Raw genomic sequence first — 19,739 nt, forward strand, 5'->3', positions numbered from 1 at the left:
ATGCTGTTATTGGCTCGCCCTAGAGAGACGAAGGATCTCACTCCCAAGAAAGAGACTTTATATTTTGGCCTCTTAGATCCAAGGCAAATGACGATGAAGCGGCTCAAATGAGAGTAAAAGGGCTAAGAAACCTCTGGATGTTGACTCCAAAAGACCTCTGTTTTATTGGCCTTTATTTTATTGGCCTTTATCGGTGAGGGCTAGTTGCCAAATAGGATAAATAACTCTATTCTATTTGTGATTGTTTGGGCTGATCTTTGCCTCAAATCAAATTGCGAGAGAGCTAATCCCCACTCGGACTGGTTAGGTCGGGGTCATCTTCTTTATCCTTAGAGAGCATCTCAATATATGAACCTGGGCGAACTGAGAAAGCTCTCTTACTTGATCACCTTCAGGCGCTCCATGGCTTCAGAGATAATCTGTGGCCTCTTGCTGAAGGTCCACCTCAGGAGCTTTGATCCATCACTTGGTCTGGCGTAGAAGGTGGACGATGGAATAGCGACCACCTGTGCTTTGTGGGCTAGTTCCATGCAGTAATCGAGTGCATTTAGATCTGTCTTTGGTGAGATATCTGTGGTGACAAAGTAGGTTCCGTCCGATTTGATCGGATCTAGACCGAAATCTCGGAGACCGTCGATGAGAATCTCTCGAGATGGAGCCAATTGTGGCGCGATCATATCAGCGAAATAACGCCCTTTTGAAAGGGCGAATGCGATTGCTACCTGAAATGGCGCGCCATTTACGTAAGTTAGAAACTGTTTTGCTGTTCGGACTGCCCCAACGAGTTCGCTAGGTCCGGTAATCCATCCTATCTTCCACCCGGTAAATGAAAAGGTCTTGGCTCCGGAGGAGATTGTGAGGGTGCGTTGAGCCATTCCATCAAAGGTTGAAAGTGGATAGTGGGCTCCCCTGAAGATTATGTGTTCGTAGACTTCGTCTGTGATCGCCACAATGTCGTGTTCTATTACAACCCGGGCAATCTGACTTAATTCCTCACGAGAAAAGACTTTGCCTGTTGGATTGTGAGGCGAATTGATTAAGATTGCACGAGTTTTTGCTGTTATGGCATTACGGAGTTCTTCGGGGTTGAAGCTCCAATTTGGCCCAGAGAGGGTAACTGGAACGACTCGAGCACCGGCCATAGCGATTGTGGCCGAGTAAGAGTCGTAGGAAGGGTCAAAGACGATGACCTCATCTCCCACCTCACACAGGGCCAAAAAAGTAGCTGCTATCGCTTCGGTGGCACCTGCGGTAATCAAAACTTGATCGTTTGGATCAAGGTCAATAGAGTAGTAAAGCTTTTGATGCAGAGCTACCCCAGCGCGTAAATCGGCGATTCCAATGCCAGGAGGGTATTGGTTATGCCCCTGGTTTATGGCGTCAATGGCAGCTTTTGCTATTTCATGGGGGCCATCTGTATCTGGAAAGCCCTGGCCGAGGTTGATTGAGTTAGTCTCAATCGCTAGGTTTGACATGGTCGCAAAGATGGTGGTTCCAAAGCCCTGAAGGCGAGAGTTCAAATATGGAAGTCGCATTGACATTCCATGAATCTTATTCGTTGCGCCTTGCTAGCGTTGCCTAAATATAGAACGAAATGGTTCTGTAACGCTCAAAGTGTCGACGCGGTCTTCGCAGGAGGATTTTAGCCAGCCGACCTCGATGGTAATGTGGTAAATTTCAAATTGGCCAATATCTATAGACCACTTCGATGAGTTTTGGATTATCAGGATTAGGAGAGAGAATATCTATGGTTAAGTTGATTGCAATCTGGTCAAAACCTTTCGATGTCGATGGTTTTGAGGAGGATTATCTGTCGAATCACCTACCGATTGCCACCTCGATGGAGGGGCTAGTTTCAGCTGTCGGAGCCAAGGTCTTACTCGGCGAGGGATACAGAATTGCAGAGCTGACCTTTGAGTCGATGGAGTCTCTAGGTGCGATCATGGGTTCTGCATCGGGACAAAAGCTTAGTGAAGATTCAGATCGCCTTCAAAAGAAGTTTGGCGTGAAACTGACAACTTTGATAGCCGACTATTCCTAAGCGAGATCAAAGCTTGGTGGTGGTTTCAATTGGCGCTCGATGCGAGCCCTTTTGTAGCCACCAAAGAAAATTACCTAGTTAGTTACCCAGTTAGATTGATGGGACTTTTTAAACAACCGTTCCGTGATCTCCCCAGGGTGCGGGTCCCGAGCTTGATGTGGTTGCTGATGGGTCACAGTTTGAGCTTGGAGAACCTTTGCCTTTGCAACTGAGAGGATCTCTTTAGGTGTCGTTGTTGGGCGACATTTTTCCCAGCATTGGTAGGCGGTGGTGTGGCTTAGCTCTGGCTTATCTCCTTCTTGGGAAAGTTTAGGAGTTTGAGATAGATTCGCTTCGGTCATGAAGCTGTGACACTTAGATGGTTGCATCAAAATGCGACACTATGACGGAGGCGATTCCGATGGTGAGTATGGTAGGTGTGAGCGCTGAAATGCTATTAGTCAACTCGGCGACCATTATCATCAATGCGATTGGGATTCTTGCTATGCTGCCAAAGCAGGCACTCATTCCTACAATTACCCATGGTGTTGGAGAGAGCCCCATGGAGGGCACCAGGTGATGGAAGAGGCTCCAAAATGCACCACCTGTAAAGGTGCTAATTACCTTTCCGGGCCCAAAGGCTCCACCGGATCCGCCGCTTCCGATTGATAGCGAGGTTGCTATGATTCTAAGAAATGGAGTAGCAACGATTATCTATAAGGGAATCGAAGATATCTCTTTTTCATAGCGCAGCTTCTGTAACATAGCGCAGCTTCTGTAACATAGCGCAGCTTCTGTAACATAGCGCAGCTTCTGTAACATAGCGCAGCTTCTGTAACATAGCGCAGCTTCTGTAACATAGCGCAGCTTCTGTAACATAGCGCAGCTTCTGTAACATAGCGCAGCTTCTGTAACATAGCGCAGCTTCTGTAACATAGCGCAGCTTCTGTAACATAGCGCAGCTTTTGGATTCATCCATATCCGGTTCCCAATACCTCCGGGGCAATAAGTGCGAGTGATCCCACTAGTAATCCGCCAAGAGATGGGCGTAATATCCGGGAAAATGGCAGCTTCTTTGCAAGGGCAATTGTACGATAAAATACCTTCGAGTAGGCGCGATTCCTATCAAAGCACAGACGACACCGAAGATTGCGAAATATAAAAGAGAAATCGGTGAATTGACGAGATTTGATGCTGGAATGGAAAAGATTGGGTGGCAGCCCGTAGTGGTTCCAAAGATTGCATATGCGATTGACGATGAGATAAGACTAGGAATTATAGCGCTATATTCGAAGTCTTTGCGGTCGATTATCTCCGCCGCCATGATTGCTCCGCCAAGAGGTGCTTAAAAGATTGCACCAAGTCCAGAGCCCACGCCGATCGAGACAGCCAATCGAGCATCAGCCTCATTTAGGTTTAGGCTACGACTAGGGATCCAAAGCCAGCAGAGATCTGGGCCGTTGGTTCCTCTCGACCACCAAAGCAGCCACTACCAATTGTTTTGCAGATGCGATGATTTTTACGATTACGGTTCGAACCGCTATCGAGCGTGGATTGTGGTGTATGGCTGCATCGGTTCCGTAGCTCTCAGCCTCGGGCGCGAAACTAAAGACTATGAGACCTGAGATCAGTCGGCCTAATCCAACGATAAGGGGGATCAAAAACGGATGGATAAACGAGCTTGATCCTGAGTTGTTACCTTCTCCAGCTGGAGTGGGAATGGAGTATGACCACAGTTCTTTCAAGAAGATAAAGGTACCAAGCTTCAAAGCCTGATAGAAGACGATTGCACCTAAGCCCGAGACGACTCCCACTTAGACCGCAAGCATAAGTTGTCTGGCTAGTTGTGATTTAGAGTTGAACCATTTTGCAAGAGAGTTAGCGGGTATCGGGCTTTCTTTGAAGTCTGACAATGCAATGGTCCTTGAGTTTTTCGCTGTGTAAAGCTTATTGTGAAATAAGGATTTTGGGGTGGTTTTAGGGATTCGATTTACATATAGGAATCCTTGGCCTCTGTCATCTGGAATTTATTTGAGACTTTATAGTACTAGGTATGGGGTGTTTTTTTTATTTGCCTTATCGTCTGGCGTAATTTGATGTAAATTGTAGGACGAGCGAGATATCGGCTCAATATTGAATCGTATATTTGCTATTGCCTCTAACAATGGCCCCTTGTAATTACTGGGTGCGATCACTGGATGAATCCATATTCATAGTGCATAGACGATTCTGGTGGTTGCATTTATTGAGCGTAATTGACCTTAGTGATTTCAATAAAAAATAATGAAGTTGTCTATATCTAGGGGTTTGACGTAGTGAATGATTTGATTACATGAGCATTTCTAGAAACCGTATCAAGGAATGGTCATACTGACTAAAGCAGTGGATCGCGATTTAAACAGAGTTATATGGAAAAGTTGGCTTTTGACCAACATGGGCACTTTATTTTGGAGCGGCAGGCAGCTAGTTTATCTGTTTTCATTTGAGATTGCATGAATTTTGAAAAGTTGCAATATGGCATAGATATTAGATCCAACTCGGTTTGGATCGCGGCGGATGCGATTTTGAGAGATTTTAGATCAATTCAAAACATACTTATCAAGTTTCGTAAGTTTCGCCTTCACCGAGACCAGATTGGAGTTAATCCTTAGTAGAACAGATGTTCGATAAAGCTGTCTTGGTGGATATCTCAGGCTTTATGGTACGCTTCGCTTCAGAGGGAGCATGTGAAGATCATTTGATCAAATTGCTTATGCTATGAGGGATTTAGATGCCCAAAGTGTGACTCTGACCAATTTACTTTAGTAAGGCCAAATCATTTCAAGAAATGCAGCATCTCGAGCTCCACTTTTGTCAACGGCCATTTGAAAATGCATGAATATGGCCATTTGGCATGAATGAATATGGCCACGAAAATTGCATACAGGATGACCGCCTAGCGTGACGGCCCACTCTCGGGTCCCCCGGACCCGAGAGTGGGCACGCAAAGGCGGTCTGGCTATCACTTTTTGAGAAAAAAGAAGAATGAAGGCCCTTATCTTGGGGCATTATGGATTTATCCAGTTCCTAATGCCAAGAAAGGGCCCAAAGTGAAGGATAGCAAAGAATCCATGGAAATTATTGAGGCTTACGATCTTTTTGGATCGTATAACGGAGCAGCGCAGTTCGTTGGCTGTTCTCCTAATACCCCTAAAGAAGTATGTTCAAGCAAGAAATGCCGGACAACTGATACGACAGGGTCAATATGAGAGGCGTCCTAAGGCCACCGATAAGTACGCTGGCGTAATTGAGGAAGCCGTTGACAAGTCTAAGGCTAAGGTCCGGGCTAAGGCGATCCATGTCAGGCTGGTGGCGCTAGGTTATAACGGTTCAATTCGAAGCACTAGAAGAGCTGTAGCTACAGCCAAGGTCGCCTGGAGGAAATCTACGCAAAGAATCTTTTGGCCTTGGATTGCCGAGATGGGGAAATGGGCACAGTATGACTTTTCTTCATGGTCCTGTGATCGATGGGAAAAAGACCACACTCTTTCACTTCTATCTCCCTTTCTCTAAGGTGAGGATCGTTAAATGGATCCCGGATCAGTCACTGCCCAATGTGATTATGGCCTTAGATTACTGCTTTAGGTACATAGGGGGTATTCCGGCTTATGTACTCACCGACAACGCTAAGACTGCTGCGGTGAAGCATATCGCAGGGGTGGCTGTCATTAACCCCAAGATGGTCTCCTTCGCTAGTGCGTATGGCTTTAGTATCCAAACTTGCGTTGTCTATGATCCAGCATCAAAAGGTGGAGTAGAAGCTGCAGTTAGGGTGGCAAAAGAAGATATCTGCCCAAAAGACACCAACCTCGTTCAAAACTACAGGAACATCGCTGAACTTGAAGCTGCATGTGCCGCCTATACCACTTCTATCAACTCCGTTGTCCACTCAACCTCAGGCAAGATCCCATCAGTGGTACTTCAATCTGAGGCTATGACATTTCATAGCCTTCCTAAAGTGCCTTATCTCGGTGCTTATGGAGTGATGCGCAAGGTAGAGCCAAAGATGCCCATCGTTAGGTTCAACCACTGTGGTTACTCGGTACCAGCGAAATATCGTCGCGAAGTAGTCTATGTTCGCAGCGTTGGGGAAGAAGTGGTCATCGTAGCCCAGGAAGAAGCTGGTGGATATGTTAACGAAATAGCTCGCCATGCAAGAGGAGAAGCTTTCAGCTATGTCATTGACGATTCTCATAAGGAACCAGATCATCCCAATGGCCCACTTGTGAGGATGCCGATTCCGACCAATGAAACTCAGGCTAAGTTTCTTTCAATTACACCTGATGCTAGCCAATGGCTCATTAGGGCTTGTAATAGTGGAGCCAGCGGTATTGAAACCTCGATAGCAGATCTAGTGGGCTACGCCAATAATGAAGTCTCCTCTTCAATAATTGAGGAGTCACTTCGTCTTGGAGCCTTCAATCACTCGGTAATAGCTGATCTCTTGGTAATTCACAAAAGGTCAGCTCGTAGTGGAACTAAGGCCACTTCACCACAGAGTTCCAAACCACAGAGTTCTAATGGTGCATCTAGCTCACCACAGGGTCCCTATGGTGCATCTACTGACGCCTGGTCCAAACTTGCGGCGGTGTCATAATGGCCGATAATATAATCCAAGACGAGATCGAAGCTATGACCAAGCGTCTTAGGCTTCCTCATATTAGGCGGAGCTACTATGATTTAGCTCTTTCGGCCCGAGCACAGCGATGGGATCCCATGGAGATGATCCGGCTGCTATTGGAAATCGAGCTAAAAGGCAGAAATGCTTCTACGTTAGAGATTCGCCGCATAGCAGCGAATCTCCCCTCCAATCGAACCCTAGAGGGGTTTGACTCATCCATATCATCGATTCCAAATAGAACCATTATGGGATTGTCCAACTTGGAGTGGGTAAGACTAAAGAGAACTTACTGGTTCTTGGTCCTCCTGGAACGGGTAAGAGCTTTCTGGCGGAGGCACTTGCAAGTGCTGGAATCGAAGCAGGTTTCAGGGTAGCTTGGTACACCCCTGAAACTCTGTGTCGTTATATGGATATAGCTAAGGCCACTGACACCTTGGCGAAGATGATGCTCAAATTGATGAGAATGGATTTGATTGTCATTGACGACCTAGGAATACTTCCTATGAACTCTATGGAATCAGAGTCTCTCTATCGGGCGGTCGATGCTTGTTATGAGAAGACTTCAATGATTGTGACCTCGAATTACCCTATAGCGTCCTTCGACGAGATCATCACGCCTAGATCTCTCGCTGCAGCACTTGTTGATCGTCTGGCTCATCATGGCCATCTCATAGAAACCAAAGGAGACTCTATTCGCCTTAGCCAAGCTCTTTCGGGTAAAGGTGTGGTGCCACTATGAGCCAGAGACCAGCGTTAGATGATCCCTCCTATCACAACGATAGAGAGGCGTTAGATGATCCCTCTCTAAAGAAGTCCTGTCCTATCTGTGGAGGTCAATTTGTCTCAATCGGTCGACGCATCTATTGTTCGGCAACTTGTAAACATAGAGCCTATCGAAGACGCCATCAAGGATTGGTGAGCAATGCCATAGTTGGAATAAGTAAACCTCGTCGAAATATCAGTATCTATGAGTGTCCTTCTTGTGGAGTGCACGAACTCGGCATACAACGCTGTAGCGATTGTGGAGTCTTCATGACTCGCGTTGGCATTGGCGGGCTGTGCCCTCACTGCGACGAGCCTCTCGCAGTAGGCGAACTCATGGGAGAGATATAGAGATAACACTCTTAGAAACCCAGTAATAATCAAATAAGAGCCCAACCAAGGCCTAACATAGTCCTTGGTTGGGCTCTATCTATATAGGACTCTATCCGTGTAGTGCTCTATCTATATCGGCGACTATCAGGACGATTGATATATCCATTCGGTTTCTCGATTGATAGCTGCTGGTGCCCTACTGTCACCAGACTCGGAGAAATCTCCGTTCCTCATGAATCAAATGACCACACATGGATCTCACGCTTTAGACCCCACACTTTAGAGAACTAATGACGATATGTCTTAGCTCTTGACCAAAGAGAACCAACAAGGATAGCGAATCGTCACCATATAGACAAAGCCCACGGGATCCAACCCTTGTCGCGAATGTTCCACGATCTCATTGATTCGCCATGTCAACTGATTCGCCATGTCAACTTCATGCCCAAGAGCTGATGGGGCCAATTTGTTCGATTGCAAGCAAACCTATCGTCGCTCTATCGTCGCGTAACGGGCCATTGGGGTTCACGATGGAGCCTCTTGGTTGGCTTGGGTAACTTGCGGTGCCGTCAATACTCGCTAGTTCTCTAGAATCTAGAATCTAGAACCTCCACCTATCCAGGAACGTAATGGGGGTTATTGAGTTGTGGACGATTGCTACGCAAACGAAAGTTGAAATGTGGAAAACGCTTCGCGTTTACGCACAATCCAACGATCTTCGCCCACGAGGCTCTTTCAACCTGTAGCTACTACCCATAAAAAAGAATAATAAAGAGATCTTTTCCAAGTCGCCCTCAACGAAATCTCAACCCTATCTAAAAATCACACTGCGCCTCGATGGAGCACTTTCATCTAATCGACAATTAACTCCTCTTGGATGCAAGTTGGAGTAGTTAATAGACCTTTGCGACCAAAGGTTACATTATTTCACCTCCTCGACAAGAAATGCCCATAGAAGGACCGAATGAAATAGCTACTGTAATAGTAAAAAAAGCGGCCTCAGATAAACGCGAGCTGTGGTAAAATGTGCAAAAGTGATGGCCACTTGTATGCATTCTTCGTGTCCACCAACTTGCAGTTCTCAATGGCCAGTAACACACTTTTTCAATGTAAATCTTGTCGACGTCAAACTAGCGTTACCTCCGGGACTATCTTTCATCGAAGTCATATCTCTTTTTCCTAGTGGTTTTCTGCTATCTATCTATTGTCCAACGACAAGCGTGGTCTTTCAGCTACTACCTCCCCCAGCCATCAGAGCCCTTGCTAAATTCGTTCAAGTATCTTATTCGACTGGCTGGTTGATGCTAAATAAGCTACCTAAGGCAATAGCTGAGCGTAATGGCTGAGCGTAATGGCTGAGCGTACCGGCTGACCGAGATGGTTTATACAAACTTGGAGAAAACGCCTGAGTAGATGAGTTCTTTTTAGGTGGTGAGAGCCATGGCGAAGGCTAACGAGGAAAGGGAACAAAACAAACCAATGTTCTAATTGGAGTATCGATTAGCAATGGTGCTCCTACTCATTGCTTCATGGAAGTAATCAAAGATACCACTGCTAAATCACCCAAAGATGTTTTTGTGAGACGTTTAGATTCTAATACCAAGCTGATAAGTGATGGTAACCCAAGTTACGGGGTATGTGCTGAAAGACCTTGGACTAGCGCATTTTAGTCACTTTATCCAAAGACGAACAATCACATGTAACATTCAAATGGCTCAAGATCCTCAATTGTAAACTCCAAGAAATTTATCGACGGAACCTACCACGGACTCACCAAGAACATAAGCAACTTATGCCTCGAGGAATTCGCATACCGATTCAACGCAAGGCACTTTGAAATGTCCTTGGTAGAGCGACTTCTCAATACATGTGTGTTTGCGTCTCCACATCCGCTACTCCGCGAATCTGATTCCAAAATGGCTCTTGCTTACGAAACTTGATAAGTATGATTCAAAATGGCATCTCTTTAATGTGTGGTCAAGTGATTATATGGTCAAGAGCCAATAACAGATGTGATCGCATCCTCCAAAAGAGTCCGAGCTTGACTTCCAAGGGTCTCCAACTCTGGGGTTGACATGATCTTTAGTGGGTCCAACCCCGTGATTTGAATCCCCTCGGTAACTTCTTCTAATACAACATTGCAAGGTACGTAAAGCGCGACGGAGGTGTCGATCTCTAAAGCTTGGTTTATAAGTTTTGGATTGCAGGCGCCTAAGACTTTCATAGGGGGCCTCTGGACTCCTAGTTTCTCTTTTAATGTAGCAGATATGTCGATCTCAGTGAGAACGCCGAAACCTGATTTTGAGAGGGCAATACGCACCTCGGCCTCCACTTGCTCCATGGTTCCACGGACTATCTTTTGAAGTTCGGCCATCTTTTTCTGCTTTCGTTGAAGGTTTTTTGAAGCTTGCTTTACTAAACCAATCGTAGACCTCATTTATTCGAATAAAAAGTTTCACCTCAAACGGTGGGTTTGGCCGAAGTGCGCGGTTGAAAATAGTTAATACCAGTTAGTTAGTAATATTTCGAGATCAGGAGATGCCAGGCGGAAGAATCGCTTCAATCAAAAATGGCCCAACGCTGTCAAAGGAGTGGGTGATAGCTTTTGCGAGTTCGGATACGGTTCGAACTGTTAGCGACTCTACCCCCATTGCTTGGGCGAGTTGGCTAAAACTGATGGAAGGAGGTTTGAGCTCCAACATGGCTCGCGCGCTGGGACTGGACTCTAGCGCTCCGACCTTGGCCAATTCGAGTTCAAGGATGGCGTAGCTTTGGTTATTAAATAGGACCGTTGTAACGTTTAGCTTTTCGCGGGTTTGGCTCCAAAGCGCTTGAAATGTGTAGATCGCAGAACCATCAGCCTCAAGGCAAAGTACTCGAGAATTTGGGTCTGCTACGGCTGCTCCGGTCGCCAATGGAAGGCCCTGGCCAATTGCGCCTCCGGTCAAGGTCAGCCACCTGTGGGCAGGTGCGCCTTTGGTAAAGGATGGCAGAAAGAGACCTGAGGTATTTGATTCGTCAACTACTATCGTACCTTCCCTTAACAGCGCGCCTATGGTTTGGGCTGCTTTTGTTCCCGTAAGATCCCCGTCGGGAAGTTCTGGAGTTTGATAGGCAACCTTGGCAAGTGGGGTCTTTGCCCCTAAATAGTCACACAACGCGTCTAGCTTTTCTAACAAGTTTTCATTGGGAGCTATAAAATGGTGCACCGTCGCGTTCGCTGGAGCTAGTTGACTTGGTGTATTGGGATAGGCGAAGAAGGAGACGGGCTCGTTTGCGTCGATTGTGATTACGTGACTAGCGTTAGCAAGTTGTGCGACAGCCATTTCGCCCAGATATGCTAGGCGGTCGATGGAGAGAAGGTCCCCTCCGCGTTCGAGGACCGAGGGAAAAGTCTCTGCCAATATGGAGACATTGTATAGGGAAAGAATCTTTGAAATTGACCTAAGCCCCCCAGCGCTAAGTGCTTGGCCGCCTAGCAGCAGCATTGTTTCGTTGCCACGTTCTAGGAGTGCTTTCATCTCGGTAAAGCCGATCGTCTCGATTGTCTCGACCTCTTTGTTCCAAAGTTCCCTCCCAAAGTCCATCGATTTTTCTGGCGTGAGCTCATTCCAGCTGGCATCGGCTGGAACTATGACAGTCGCGATTCCACGTTGATCCATGGTCGCAGCTTGGAGGGCTAATTGTGCGGCCGGTTCTACTTGGTTCGGCGTTTTGGGCGTGACTACAAATTTTGAAAATGACTTTGCAATTCCTTCGATGTCACTAGTCAAGGGAGCGTCATAGGCTAAGTGGGTGGTTGCGTGATCGCCAACGACGTTAATTATCGGAGTCTTTGCTCTGCGTGCATTGTGGAAGTTGGCGAGAGCATTTCCCATGCCTGGGCCAAGATGAAGAAGGGTTGACGCAGGTCTTTTGGCGATTCTCCCATATCCGTCGGCGGCCCCACTGGCTACGCCTTCAAAGAGGCATAGAACGCCTCGCATCTTGGGTACCCTATCTAAAGCGGCCACAAAGTGCATCTCAGAGGTGCCTGGATTGGTAAAGCAGACCTCGACTTTGTTAGCTACAAGGGTGTTTAGGAGTGATTCGGCACCGTTCATTTAAAGGACCTTTCCCGGGTTTAGGATCCCGTTGGGATCGAATGCGTACTTTATTCGTCGCATTAGTTCTAGTTTTGTTGGATCTTCTAGATCCAGGAAATATGGACGTTTAGCAGTTCCGATACCGTGTTCAGCGGAGATAGCGCCACCTAAGTCGAGTCCAATTCGATAAAGTTTCGACATGATTGATCCTTTGATGGCATGGTCGTTTTCAAATATCGAGAGATGGATATTGCCATCGCCTGCGTGACCAACTGCGCTAATAATCGTTCCATATTCTTGGGCTATTAGGTCTATCTGATCCATGAAGTTTGGAATTTGTGCTCTTGGCACGACGATATCTACTATATCGGTCGCGCCAAGTTCTTTTGTAACCCAGAATGCTGCTTCTCGGACCCGTAAAAGGCGCAGTGCCTGACTTTTGGACAGCTCATAGACGTCCAGAGCCCCATTTTCAATCATTTGGTTTGATATGATCAGCTGTTGTTTTTCGAGGCCCTCTGGGTCTGCTTCTTCGAGCATGCAAATTAAATAGGCACGAGCCTCATCTTGGATGGCTTTTGGCAACCCTAAGTCGAGCCCTTCCCTAGATGCCATTACCTTCAACCCCACGGCATCTACGTATTCGAGTATTGAAGGTGTGCAATTGGATCTAAGTATTTCAGGTATAGCCACTGAGATAGACGAGAGTTTGTCAAAGGGGATCAGCAATGTCACTGAGGCCTGTGGTATTGGCGTAATGGCGACTATAACCTTCGTTACGAGGGCTAACGTTCCTTCGGATCCGATTACAAGTTGTGTTAGGTCATAGCCAGATGATGATTTGACGAATTTTCCACCGCTAGAAATTACATCCCCAGTTGCAGTCACAAATTCAACACCCAGGACGTTATGACGAGTTACGCCGTATTTGACAGCTCTCATTCCGCCCGCATTCGTAGCAACGTTACCACCTATGGTCGCGGACATTTCGCCAGGATATACCGGATAGACAAAGCCCACTTCGGCGAGGGATAACTCAAGTTGTTCCAGGGTTACCCCAGCTTCGAGAGTTGCAGTGTGGTTTTGAGTATCAATCTCTAGAATCTGATTCATTTTTTCGAACGAGATTACGATACCACCCTGAATTGGGAGCGCTCCTCCGCTAAGACCACTGCCACTTCCTCGAGCTGTAACTGGGACTTTGAGGTCGTTTGCTGTCGCGATGACTTGCGCGCATTCAAGAGTTGAGGTCACATATACCAGGCATCGAGGTGGAACTGGAGTCGTTCCAAGGCTCTCATCGTGGAAATAATCTATTGAGATCGCGTCTTCAACCATTAAGCAATCGTCTCTGAGTATCTCGCGGAGTTTCGTAACTAAAGGATCAATGGATTGCAAAGAGGCCATATCGGTAAATGTAACACGTACAGAGTCGAGTTTTCGCACGGAATCGTAATTTTGACTTCCAGCTCAGATCTATCTATCTTTGATGCTTATGGTTTGTTGGTTCGCTGAGATGCCCAGGTAATTGCCAGAGTCTATAGTTACTTCGATTTGTGAGATAGCGGCATGAGATGGGACTTTTTGGGATTTTGATACGCACAAGGCTCTTGGTGGAATGCCAAGAGCCTTGTGCGATAGATCAATCTATAACTTGAGGTATTGAATTCTTCTGTAAATCTTCTTTGTCTGGGAGTTCCATCTTTAATATGCAGATGGAAGGCAACCTCGGGCAAGTCCGAGGTTTGCTAGACCGCTAAGATCTCCGGTGGAGTAGGAAGTTACACCGTTGTCATAGGGGTACATTACATTCTGGGGGGAGCTGCTATGGTCCAAACCGATAGCATGGCCGAGTTCGTGAAGCAGGAGTGACTGTTGGGTTGATGACGATAGGTTCAACCAGCTTTCGTTGTTTAGCTCTACGATGCCAGATACGTAAAGTGTTATTCCTGATGAAGTTGTCTCTGCTACGGGACCGCCAAAGCCAAGGTAGTTCGGACTCAATTGGTAGGTGGAGCCGATTTGAGCCTGTAGGTGAGCAATTGATGGCCAACTAAAGAGGATTGAGCCATAGGGTAGCGAAGAATTTGAATAAGCCGTGGTGGTTTGTAGGGGTGCAAAGCTAAGGCCAGTGGCAGCGGCTACCTGAGCTAAGGCGTCTTGGACCATTGCCGTTGCAGAAGCTTGCTCGGCAGGTGTGGTTGGTCCTGCGGTGGGATCATCGGTCATATCTATATAAGGATGAATCACTTGGCAGGGGTTCCAGCGGACAGGAACCGCCGTAGGCGAATGTGAACTGGTGCCAATCTCAAACATCGGAGCCCACGTTGGGGGCAGGGCCGGAATGTTTTCATCGTTTGGTTCGGTTTGCCATATGGAGCCAAGTGTCGGATAGACACTGTTGTTAGACGTTAGGCCAAATGAATTCCAAGTTCCCGAAGGAAGGTTAGAAGGCATGCAATTGTTCTCGGTTGCTACGGTTTTGCAGTTGATCGGTGATGGCAGGACAACGGCTGTCGGCGTCAAGCTTACATTAGCTGGAGCTGGAGCTGGAGCTGGAGCTGGAGCGTTCGAGGAGCTAAAGGAGAAGGCTTGGCCAGTTTGAGTAACCACCCAATAGCCAGTTCCACCACTGGTTGGTGATATTCCCATAATGGGCGAAGATGCGCCAGCATTGGCAGCAGATCCATAAAAGCCCGCGTCACCAAAGGTGAAGATTCCACCATCAGCCGCCACTAACCAATAGCCCTTACCATCTGGGGTGGCGGCCATTCCCACGATAGGTCTATTTAACTTTAACGCCCCAGCGGATCCATAAAAGCCCGCGTCACCAAAGGTGAAGATTCCACCATCAGCCGCCACTAACCAATAGCCCTTACCATCTGGGGTGGCGGCCATTCCTACGATTGGGCTATTGAGAGCGATTCCGCCCGTAGATCCATAAAAGCCTGCGTCACCAAAGGTGAAGATTCCACCATCGGCCGCTAATAACCAATATCCTTTGCCATCTGGGGTGGCCACCATGGCCACTATCTTCCTGAAGAGGTGCATTCCGCCCGTAGATCCATAAAAGCCTGCGTCACCAAAGGTGAAGATTCCACCATCAGCCGCCACTAACCAATAGCCCTTACCATCTGGCGTAGCGGCAATGCCCACGACTGGTTGATTAAGCTTGGTACCTGACATGTCTCCATATGACGTTACTGCGCCATATGAGGAGACCTGGCCTTGGGCATTGGTGATCCAATATCCGGTACCATTTGGAGCAGGGGCGATTGAGACAGCTCCACTGATTGCGCTCGGATCGAGCATCCCCATGAGAGAAGTGTGTGTAATAGTAGTTTTTGCCGGTGCATTGCTAGTTGCGAACATGCCTACCAATGAGAGTGATGCCGTGGCGACCGCCACGCTAGCGATACGGAAGTTCGGTCGCTTCACTATATTTCGTGACTTTATTACGGAGAGTGAGGTTTTGCTCATGTATTCTATATCGCAACTTCTCATCTGTTCTTTAGGATTTTGGGAATTTTATTGGAGGCAGGGGTCATTTAGTGCCTTTGAACTGGTGTTATATTGCGTTTGGGAGATGACTGATTTTGGATTGGTTATGGAAGCTATGGTTTTTCATACAACCCAATGTGGTTTTAGTCGCGTTAGACTCTGGAATCTGAATGCTTTGAGTGGTCTATGTGGTTTTGCGCGTGACTTTTTACAAAAGCGTTGATTCTGGTACAATCGACGACTTTTTCGGGTGACTTCGATCGCTTTTTACGACGAAGATCGTTGCGCCTTGTTACTAGGTTCAGCAAGTTAGTGCAATTCAAAGTCGACTATGTCTAATGAGTCGATTCTCTTTTTGAAGATTAAGATCCGATTCATTGCTACCCTATGCCATTGCAGTTGCCAGTTGGGTGATGATTTTTCCTTACGGATCATTATTCAAATAAGAAGAATAACTCAGGAGGTAAATCTATAAATTTACCTATGATATGTACGCAAGGGCCATTGGGTGTGCCAGGAGTGTGGTCGATCGTCGAGATATCGATGCCCAAAGTATCGCAAGCTTCCTAATAGATTCCCAACTTTTGAGTAGCGCTCAAATTGCGACGCTTTTTTGACCCTAGTCGTGGCTTAGTCTTACTGCGGTTGGGTGAAGTCCCTAGGTGTAAGGGCAATGGTAGGTTTTATGATTTGGAAATGAAAGCACGTGGATTCATAAGGTTTAGTGTAAATGCGGTTTGAAGATCATAACGATTATGACTATCGCAATAATTGATTCACTTAATATTTGCGAGAACGTTGCACGTTGTATAGATTGATTTTTGGCAATGAAATTGCCTAAAAATTATGGTCGTCCTCTAAGTCGCTAGGTGGCTTATATTGGGTTACGGATCGCATGGCCCCAATCTTTTGAGAAGGTTCATGCTCCTTTATGTCTCCCATGAGTGCTCACATCGAAAGAAAACGGCACCAAGGAATAACCATGTCATTGGTCGGTTGTTGTTTTATTTTATGTAAAAAGGTCACTTATGGAGGCTAAATGAGCTAGGAGGCGAAGACTAGGTGTACTGGAGAGACGGTCCCCATGGCAGGAGTTGTCACGTCTCTCATTATCAATTGGCGAGGATCGACTCTATCCAGATGGTGATGTGAAAGCGGCGATTGCTGCGGCGCATCCCCGCAGCGCAGCGTCATCTCCTAATTCTGCTTTGGCTACTTCTACCTCTAGATAACTTGGCTTTAATTCTTGAAATGATTCCTCCACTAAGTTGAAGATGAAGTCTCCAGAGAGGATTACACCCCCGCCAAGGACAAGCGACTCTATGGAAAATAGATGAACCATGTTAGCAAGTGCTACTCCGACATTGTGTGCCATCTCTTTGACAATTAGTAAGGCATTTGGCTCGCCGGCTTGAGCGGCTACCACCAGTTGTTGGTTTGTGAGGCTGAGACCGGCCTCTTTCGCGGTTCGTGCTAGCGCGGTTCCCGAAGCTAGATATTCAACCGAGCCCCGACCATTTGCTAGCGCATCGGAGGCGTCTATAAAGCTGTGACCTAGTTCAGCTATGGAATATCGCGTTCGGATCAGCTTTTTATCTACGGTTACAGCGGCTCCAATACCAGTTGAAATGGTTACATATGACATGGATTCTTTAGTCCGACCAGCTCCAAAGTGCGCCTCGCCGATGGCTGCTAGGTCAGCATCATTCACCAACAAGACCTCGCGTCCGAGCAATTTGGCAATCTTTTCACCGCTTAGCTCCGGTATGAAGTTTTGTGGCAGATTTGGGGCAAAGATGGCTTTGGACTCGCGATAGTCAACCACCCCGGGTACACCAACGACAAAGGATTTTGCCTTTTTGGTTGGATCAAGTATGTCGGCTAACTTCGTAAAGCCCTCTTGGGCGCTAGCCAATGTGGCGGTAGGTAAAACTTGGTGAGCTAGCAGTTTGCCACTGGCATCGCAAAGTCCCATTCGAAAGTGCGTACCGCCAATGTCGGCACCAAGAATTAGCTCGTCGTTACTTTGATTCAAAGTTTCCACCTAGCCCTTTTGAAGCGTTGTTCTTTTGATATTTTTGGATTATTTTCTCTGTGGTATAGATTTTAGTGAAGGTACCAGCGATACGGACTTATGAGGGTCTCTAGTGCCTCGGGTGGGCCGTATGAGCCTTGCTCGTAGGCTAGGGGTCGGGGAGGATCCGATATCAACGGCGCAGAGGCTTCCCAAAGTGTCTCGATTCCTTCGGCCTCATTGAAGAGTGCTCGGTCGCCTATCATAACATCATGAATTAGACGTTCATACGCCTCTAGTTCGTAGGCGACATTGAAGTTGTCAAGAAAATTGAAGTTCAATGATGCGCTAGCGAGCGTTAATGACGGTCCAGGTTTTTTTGTCATAAAGTTGATTTCAATTGATCCAGGGTCGGCCATGTCGATAACGAGCTCATTTGGACTGCTGTGCTCGTTTGAAAGGCCTGATGTGTGGAATCTATTCAAATCTGGTACTTTGAATCCAAGAGTCAAGAGCCATCTTCCTGTTGCCATTGCCTTGCCAGTTCGCAAGTAAAAGGGTACTCCAGCCCAGCGGTCATTGTCTATCCATATTCGACAGGCAACAAAGGTCTCAACGCATGAATTTGGAGCTACGCCAGGTTGGTCAAGGTATCCGGCGTATTGGCCATAGATGACGTCATCTTTAGTAATCGGTCTCATGGCTTTAAAGAGGCTAGTTTTGGCTTTGTTTAGCGATATCCCATCTAAGCGCTCAGGCGGATCCATTGCCAGAAAACCTAAGACTTGGAAGAGGTGGGTTACCACCATGTCTCGGAACGCCCCAGTCTTTTCGTAGAAGGCGCCTCGGCCTTCGATCGTGAGAGTTTCTGGGATGTCTATTTGGACGTAGTCGATTGAGTCATGGTTCCAGGATGGCTCGAAAATCCCGTTCGCGAATCGAAGTGCCAGAATGTTTTGGACGGCCTCTTTCCCTAAGAAGTGGTCTATCCGGTAGACCGACTCCTCGTCGAATGATCGATGTATGGCCGAGTTGAGCTCCTTCGCGGTTGCGAGGTCTGATCCAAATGGCTTTTCTATCACCAATTGAGCTTCTTTGGCGATCCCACTCGCTCCTAGTGCATCGATAACCGGAATGAAGGCAGGGGGAGGTATCGCTAGATAAAGAATGGTTTTAGCGCCCTCGCTCAGCGCTGCCTTGTTGGCGTGAATGGCCTCTTGCAACTTGGAGAAGTCAGTGGTGTCAGCTGGGATATAAGAGATTTTTTTGGAGAAAATAGAGAAGGACTCCTCCTCGATCTCTTTTCTTCCAAAGTTGGCGAGTGATTCATGGACGTGAGTTTGAAATAATTGGGTTTCCATTTTGATCTCGGTCGGTGAGGTTCCGATAATTCGAAAGTCCTTGGGCATCAAACCCGCCAAGTACAGGTGGTAGAGGCCCGGTATGAGTTTGCGTTTAGCTAGATCCCCCATAGCCCCGAAGAGCACAAATAGAGCATCCGTGGTAGGTACTGTTTGGTCTGACACTTGGTCTTGTGGTTTCATCTTCTTTGCCCAATCGATCGAGGGGTTGAATGAAAATTTTGAAGCGTTATTGCAGCTTTTCAAATGCGGTTTTTGGCTCTTCGTCCTTGGTAGGTCGCTTCACATCTTCAATTTGAATGGTAGTTCATCTAAAAGGCTTGCAAGAACAAAGTCAGCACCAGCGGCTTTTAGGGTGTCTACATCATATTTATGGCTGGCAACCGCAATGCACTCGATTCCGGCTTCGTGTGCAGCGATTATATCATTTGGAGTATCGCCTATTGCGATGAATTCATCATGGGTTATCGATCCTCCGTATATGACATTGGCACGGCGCATGGCTAATATTGTCAATTCGGTTCGACTTGGGGAATCAGAGCCATATCCACCAAAGGAGAAGAATCGATTGAGCGAGGCTCTGTGGAGTTTTATGTGTGCGGCGGCTTCGAGGTTGCCAGTAACCAGGCCAAGTAGATACCCTTGTGCTATGAGTTTTGGCAGGAGATCTTCGACACCAGGAAGGACGTGATAGCCTTTGGAATCTTGAACGCTCTCGGTCAGATAGTGCATTCTTCGTTCTAAGAGTCGTGAAAATTCGGCCTTTGTTGGAGCTCGACCAATGACTGCTTCAAAGGTGCGACGAGCTACCTCTGGGTCGGTCATTCCAATGTCGCTATATCGATCGATTTGTGCGTCTATGTTATAGATTTCTTTGAACGCCATAGACCAAGAGGTAGAACCGGCACCATCTGTCACAATTAAAGTTCCATCGATATCGAATAAAATGGCTACTTTATCGCTTGTCATCGTCCTGCTTTCCGAGTTGGATAGACCAAGCCAA

Annotated in this window: 14 protein-coding genes and 4 pseudogenes; 7 read left to right on the plus strand and 11 right to left on the minus strand. The window is 47.1% G+C overall.

Annotated features, from left to right (window positions below; all coding sequences use genetic code 11):
* Positions 1–377 precede the first annotated feature (377 nt).
* On the minus strand, positions 378–1,535 hold the full coding sequence (locus ACIDITHRIX25_RS99390; RefSeq protein WP_200891327.1) for an aminotransferase class I/II-fold pyridoxal phosphate-dependent enzyme: 1,158 nt from the start codon (positions 1,533–1,535) through the stop codon (positions 378–380).
* 212 nt (positions 1,536–1,747) lie between these two features.
* Here ACIDITHRIX25_RS99390 and ACIDITHRIX25_RS99395 point away from each other — a divergent pair, with 212 nt between their 5' ends.
* Positions 1,748–2,041: an EthD family reductase gene (locus ACIDITHRIX25_RS99395; RefSeq protein WP_052607006.1), complete on the plus strand. Its 294-nt coding sequence runs from the start codon at positions 1,748–1,750 to the stop codon at positions 2,039–2,041.
* A gap of 354 nt (positions 2,042–2,395) precedes the next feature.
* On the opposite strand, the gene ACIDITHRIX25_RS99400 is transcribed toward ACIDITHRIX25_RS99395, so the two are convergent.
* The 3 genes and pseudogenes from ACIDITHRIX25_RS99400 to ACIDITHRIX25_RS99410 all read right to left on the minus strand — a co-directional run bounded on the left by ACIDITHRIX25_RS99400 (position 2,396) and on the right by ACIDITHRIX25_RS99410 (position 3,834).
* Positions 2,396–2,734 (minus strand): chloride channel protein, encoded by a 339-nt coding sequence (locus ACIDITHRIX25_RS99400; protein WP_201732140.1) that lies wholly within the window; start codon positions 2,732–2,734, stop codon positions 2,396–2,398.
* A gap of 310 nt (positions 2,735–3,044) precedes the next feature.
* Positions 3,045–3,353: pseudogene (locus ACIDITHRIX25_RS99405) on the minus strand (chloride channel protein); the annotation flags it as partial.
* A gap of 94 nt (positions 3,354–3,447) precedes the next feature.
* Positions 3,448–3,834: a hypothetical protein gene (locus ACIDITHRIX25_RS99410; RefSeq protein WP_201731838.1), complete on the minus strand. Its 387-nt coding sequence runs from the start codon at positions 3,832–3,834 to the stop codon at positions 3,448–3,450.
* Positions 3,835–4,700: 866 nt separating this feature from the next.
* Between ACIDITHRIX25_RS99410 and ACIDITHRIX25_RS99415 the strand changes: the two are divergent.
* From ACIDITHRIX25_RS99415 to ACIDITHRIX25_RS99440, 6 genes and pseudogenes are all read left to right on the plus strand, one after another.
* Positions 4,701–4,870: pseudogene (locus ACIDITHRIX25_RS99415) on the plus strand (IS1595-like element ISAxf1 family transposase); the annotation flags it as partial.
* A gap of 288 nt (positions 4,871–5,158) precedes the next feature.
* Positions 5,159–5,572 carry a hypothetical protein gene (locus ACIDITHRIX25_RS99420; RefSeq protein ID WP_201731839.1) on the plus strand — a complete coding sequence of 138 codons (414 nt, stop codon included), beginning with the start codon at positions 5,159–5,161 and terminating at the stop codon, positions 5,570–5,572.
* Positions 5,499–6,656: a Mu transposase domain-containing protein gene (locus tag ACIDITHRIX25_RS99425; protein ID WP_201731840.1), complete on the plus strand. Its 1,158-nt coding sequence runs from the start codon at positions 5,499–5,501 to the stop codon at positions 6,654–6,656. The genes ACIDITHRIX25_RS99420 and ACIDITHRIX25_RS99425 overlap by 74 nt, the downstream gene beginning before the upstream one ends.
* Before the next feature lie 35 nt (positions 6,657–6,691).
* Positions 6,692–7,419, plus strand: a pseudogene (gene istB / locus ACIDITHRIX25_RS99430) (IS21-like element helper ATPase IstB).
* A complete protein-coding gene (locus ACIDITHRIX25_RS99435; RefSeq protein WP_201731841.1) occupies positions 7,416–7,793 on the plus strand; it encodes a hypothetical protein in 378 nt (125 codons plus the stop codon). The pseudogene istB and the gene ACIDITHRIX25_RS99435 overlap by 4 nt, the downstream one beginning before the upstream one ends.
* Positions 7,794–8,874: 1,081 nt before the next feature.
* Positions 8,875–9,715 (plus strand): annotated as a pseudogene (locus ACIDITHRIX25_RS99440) (IS1595 family transposase); the annotation flags it as partial.
* A gap of 53 nt (positions 9,716–9,768) precedes the next feature.
* On the opposite strand, the gene ACIDITHRIX25_RS99445 reads toward ACIDITHRIX25_RS99440, so the two are convergent.
* The 7 genes from ACIDITHRIX25_RS99445 to ACIDITHRIX25_RS99475 form a co-directional block, all read right to left on the minus strand.
* Positions 9,769–10,149: a DUF302 domain-containing protein gene (locus tag ACIDITHRIX25_RS99445; RefSeq protein WP_160291680.1), complete on the minus strand. Its 381-nt coding sequence runs from the start codon at positions 10,147–10,149 to the stop codon at positions 9,769–9,771.
* A gap of 157 nt (positions 10,150–10,306) precedes the next feature.
* Positions 10,307–11,878 (minus strand): acetolactate synthase large subunit, encoded by a 1,572-nt coding sequence (locus ACIDITHRIX25_RS99450; RefSeq protein WP_201731842.1) that lies wholly within the window; start codon positions 11,876–11,878, stop codon positions 10,307–10,309.
* Complete coding sequence (locus tag ACIDITHRIX25_RS99455) at positions 11,879–13,198, minus strand: FAD-binding oxidoreductase (protein ID WP_052604057.1); 1,320 nt, start codon at positions 13,196–13,198, stop codon at positions 11,879–11,881.
* Positions 13,199–13,564: 366 nt separating this feature from the next.
* Entirely contained in the window at positions 13,565–15,340 is a 1,776-nt protein-coding gene (locus ACIDITHRIX25_RS99460; RefSeq protein WP_201731843.1) for a matrixin family metalloprotease, read from the minus strand.
* A gap of 1,153 nt (positions 15,341–16,493) precedes the next feature.
* Entirely contained in the window at positions 16,494–17,396 is a 903-nt protein-coding gene (locus ACIDITHRIX25_RS99465) for an ROK family protein (RefSeq protein WP_052604048.1), read from the minus strand.
* 71 nt (positions 17,397–17,467) lie between these two features.
* Positions 17,468–18,919 carry a glucose-6-phosphate dehydrogenase gene (zwf, locus tag ACIDITHRIX25_RS99470; protein ID WP_052604056.1) on the minus strand — a complete coding sequence of 484 codons (1,452 nt, stop codon included), beginning with the start codon at positions 18,917–18,919 and terminating at the stop codon, positions 17,468–17,470.
* A 99-nt stretch (positions 18,920–19,018) separates the two neighbouring features.
* Positions 19,019–19,705 (minus strand): HAD family hydrolase, encoded by a 687-nt coding sequence (locus ACIDITHRIX25_RS99475; protein ID WP_052604047.1) that lies wholly within the window; start codon positions 19,703–19,705, stop codon positions 19,019–19,021.
* Between the last annotated feature and the right edge of the window lie 34 nt (positions 19,706–19,739).

The sequence above is a fragment of the Acidithrix sp. C25 genome (assembly GCF_904848545.2).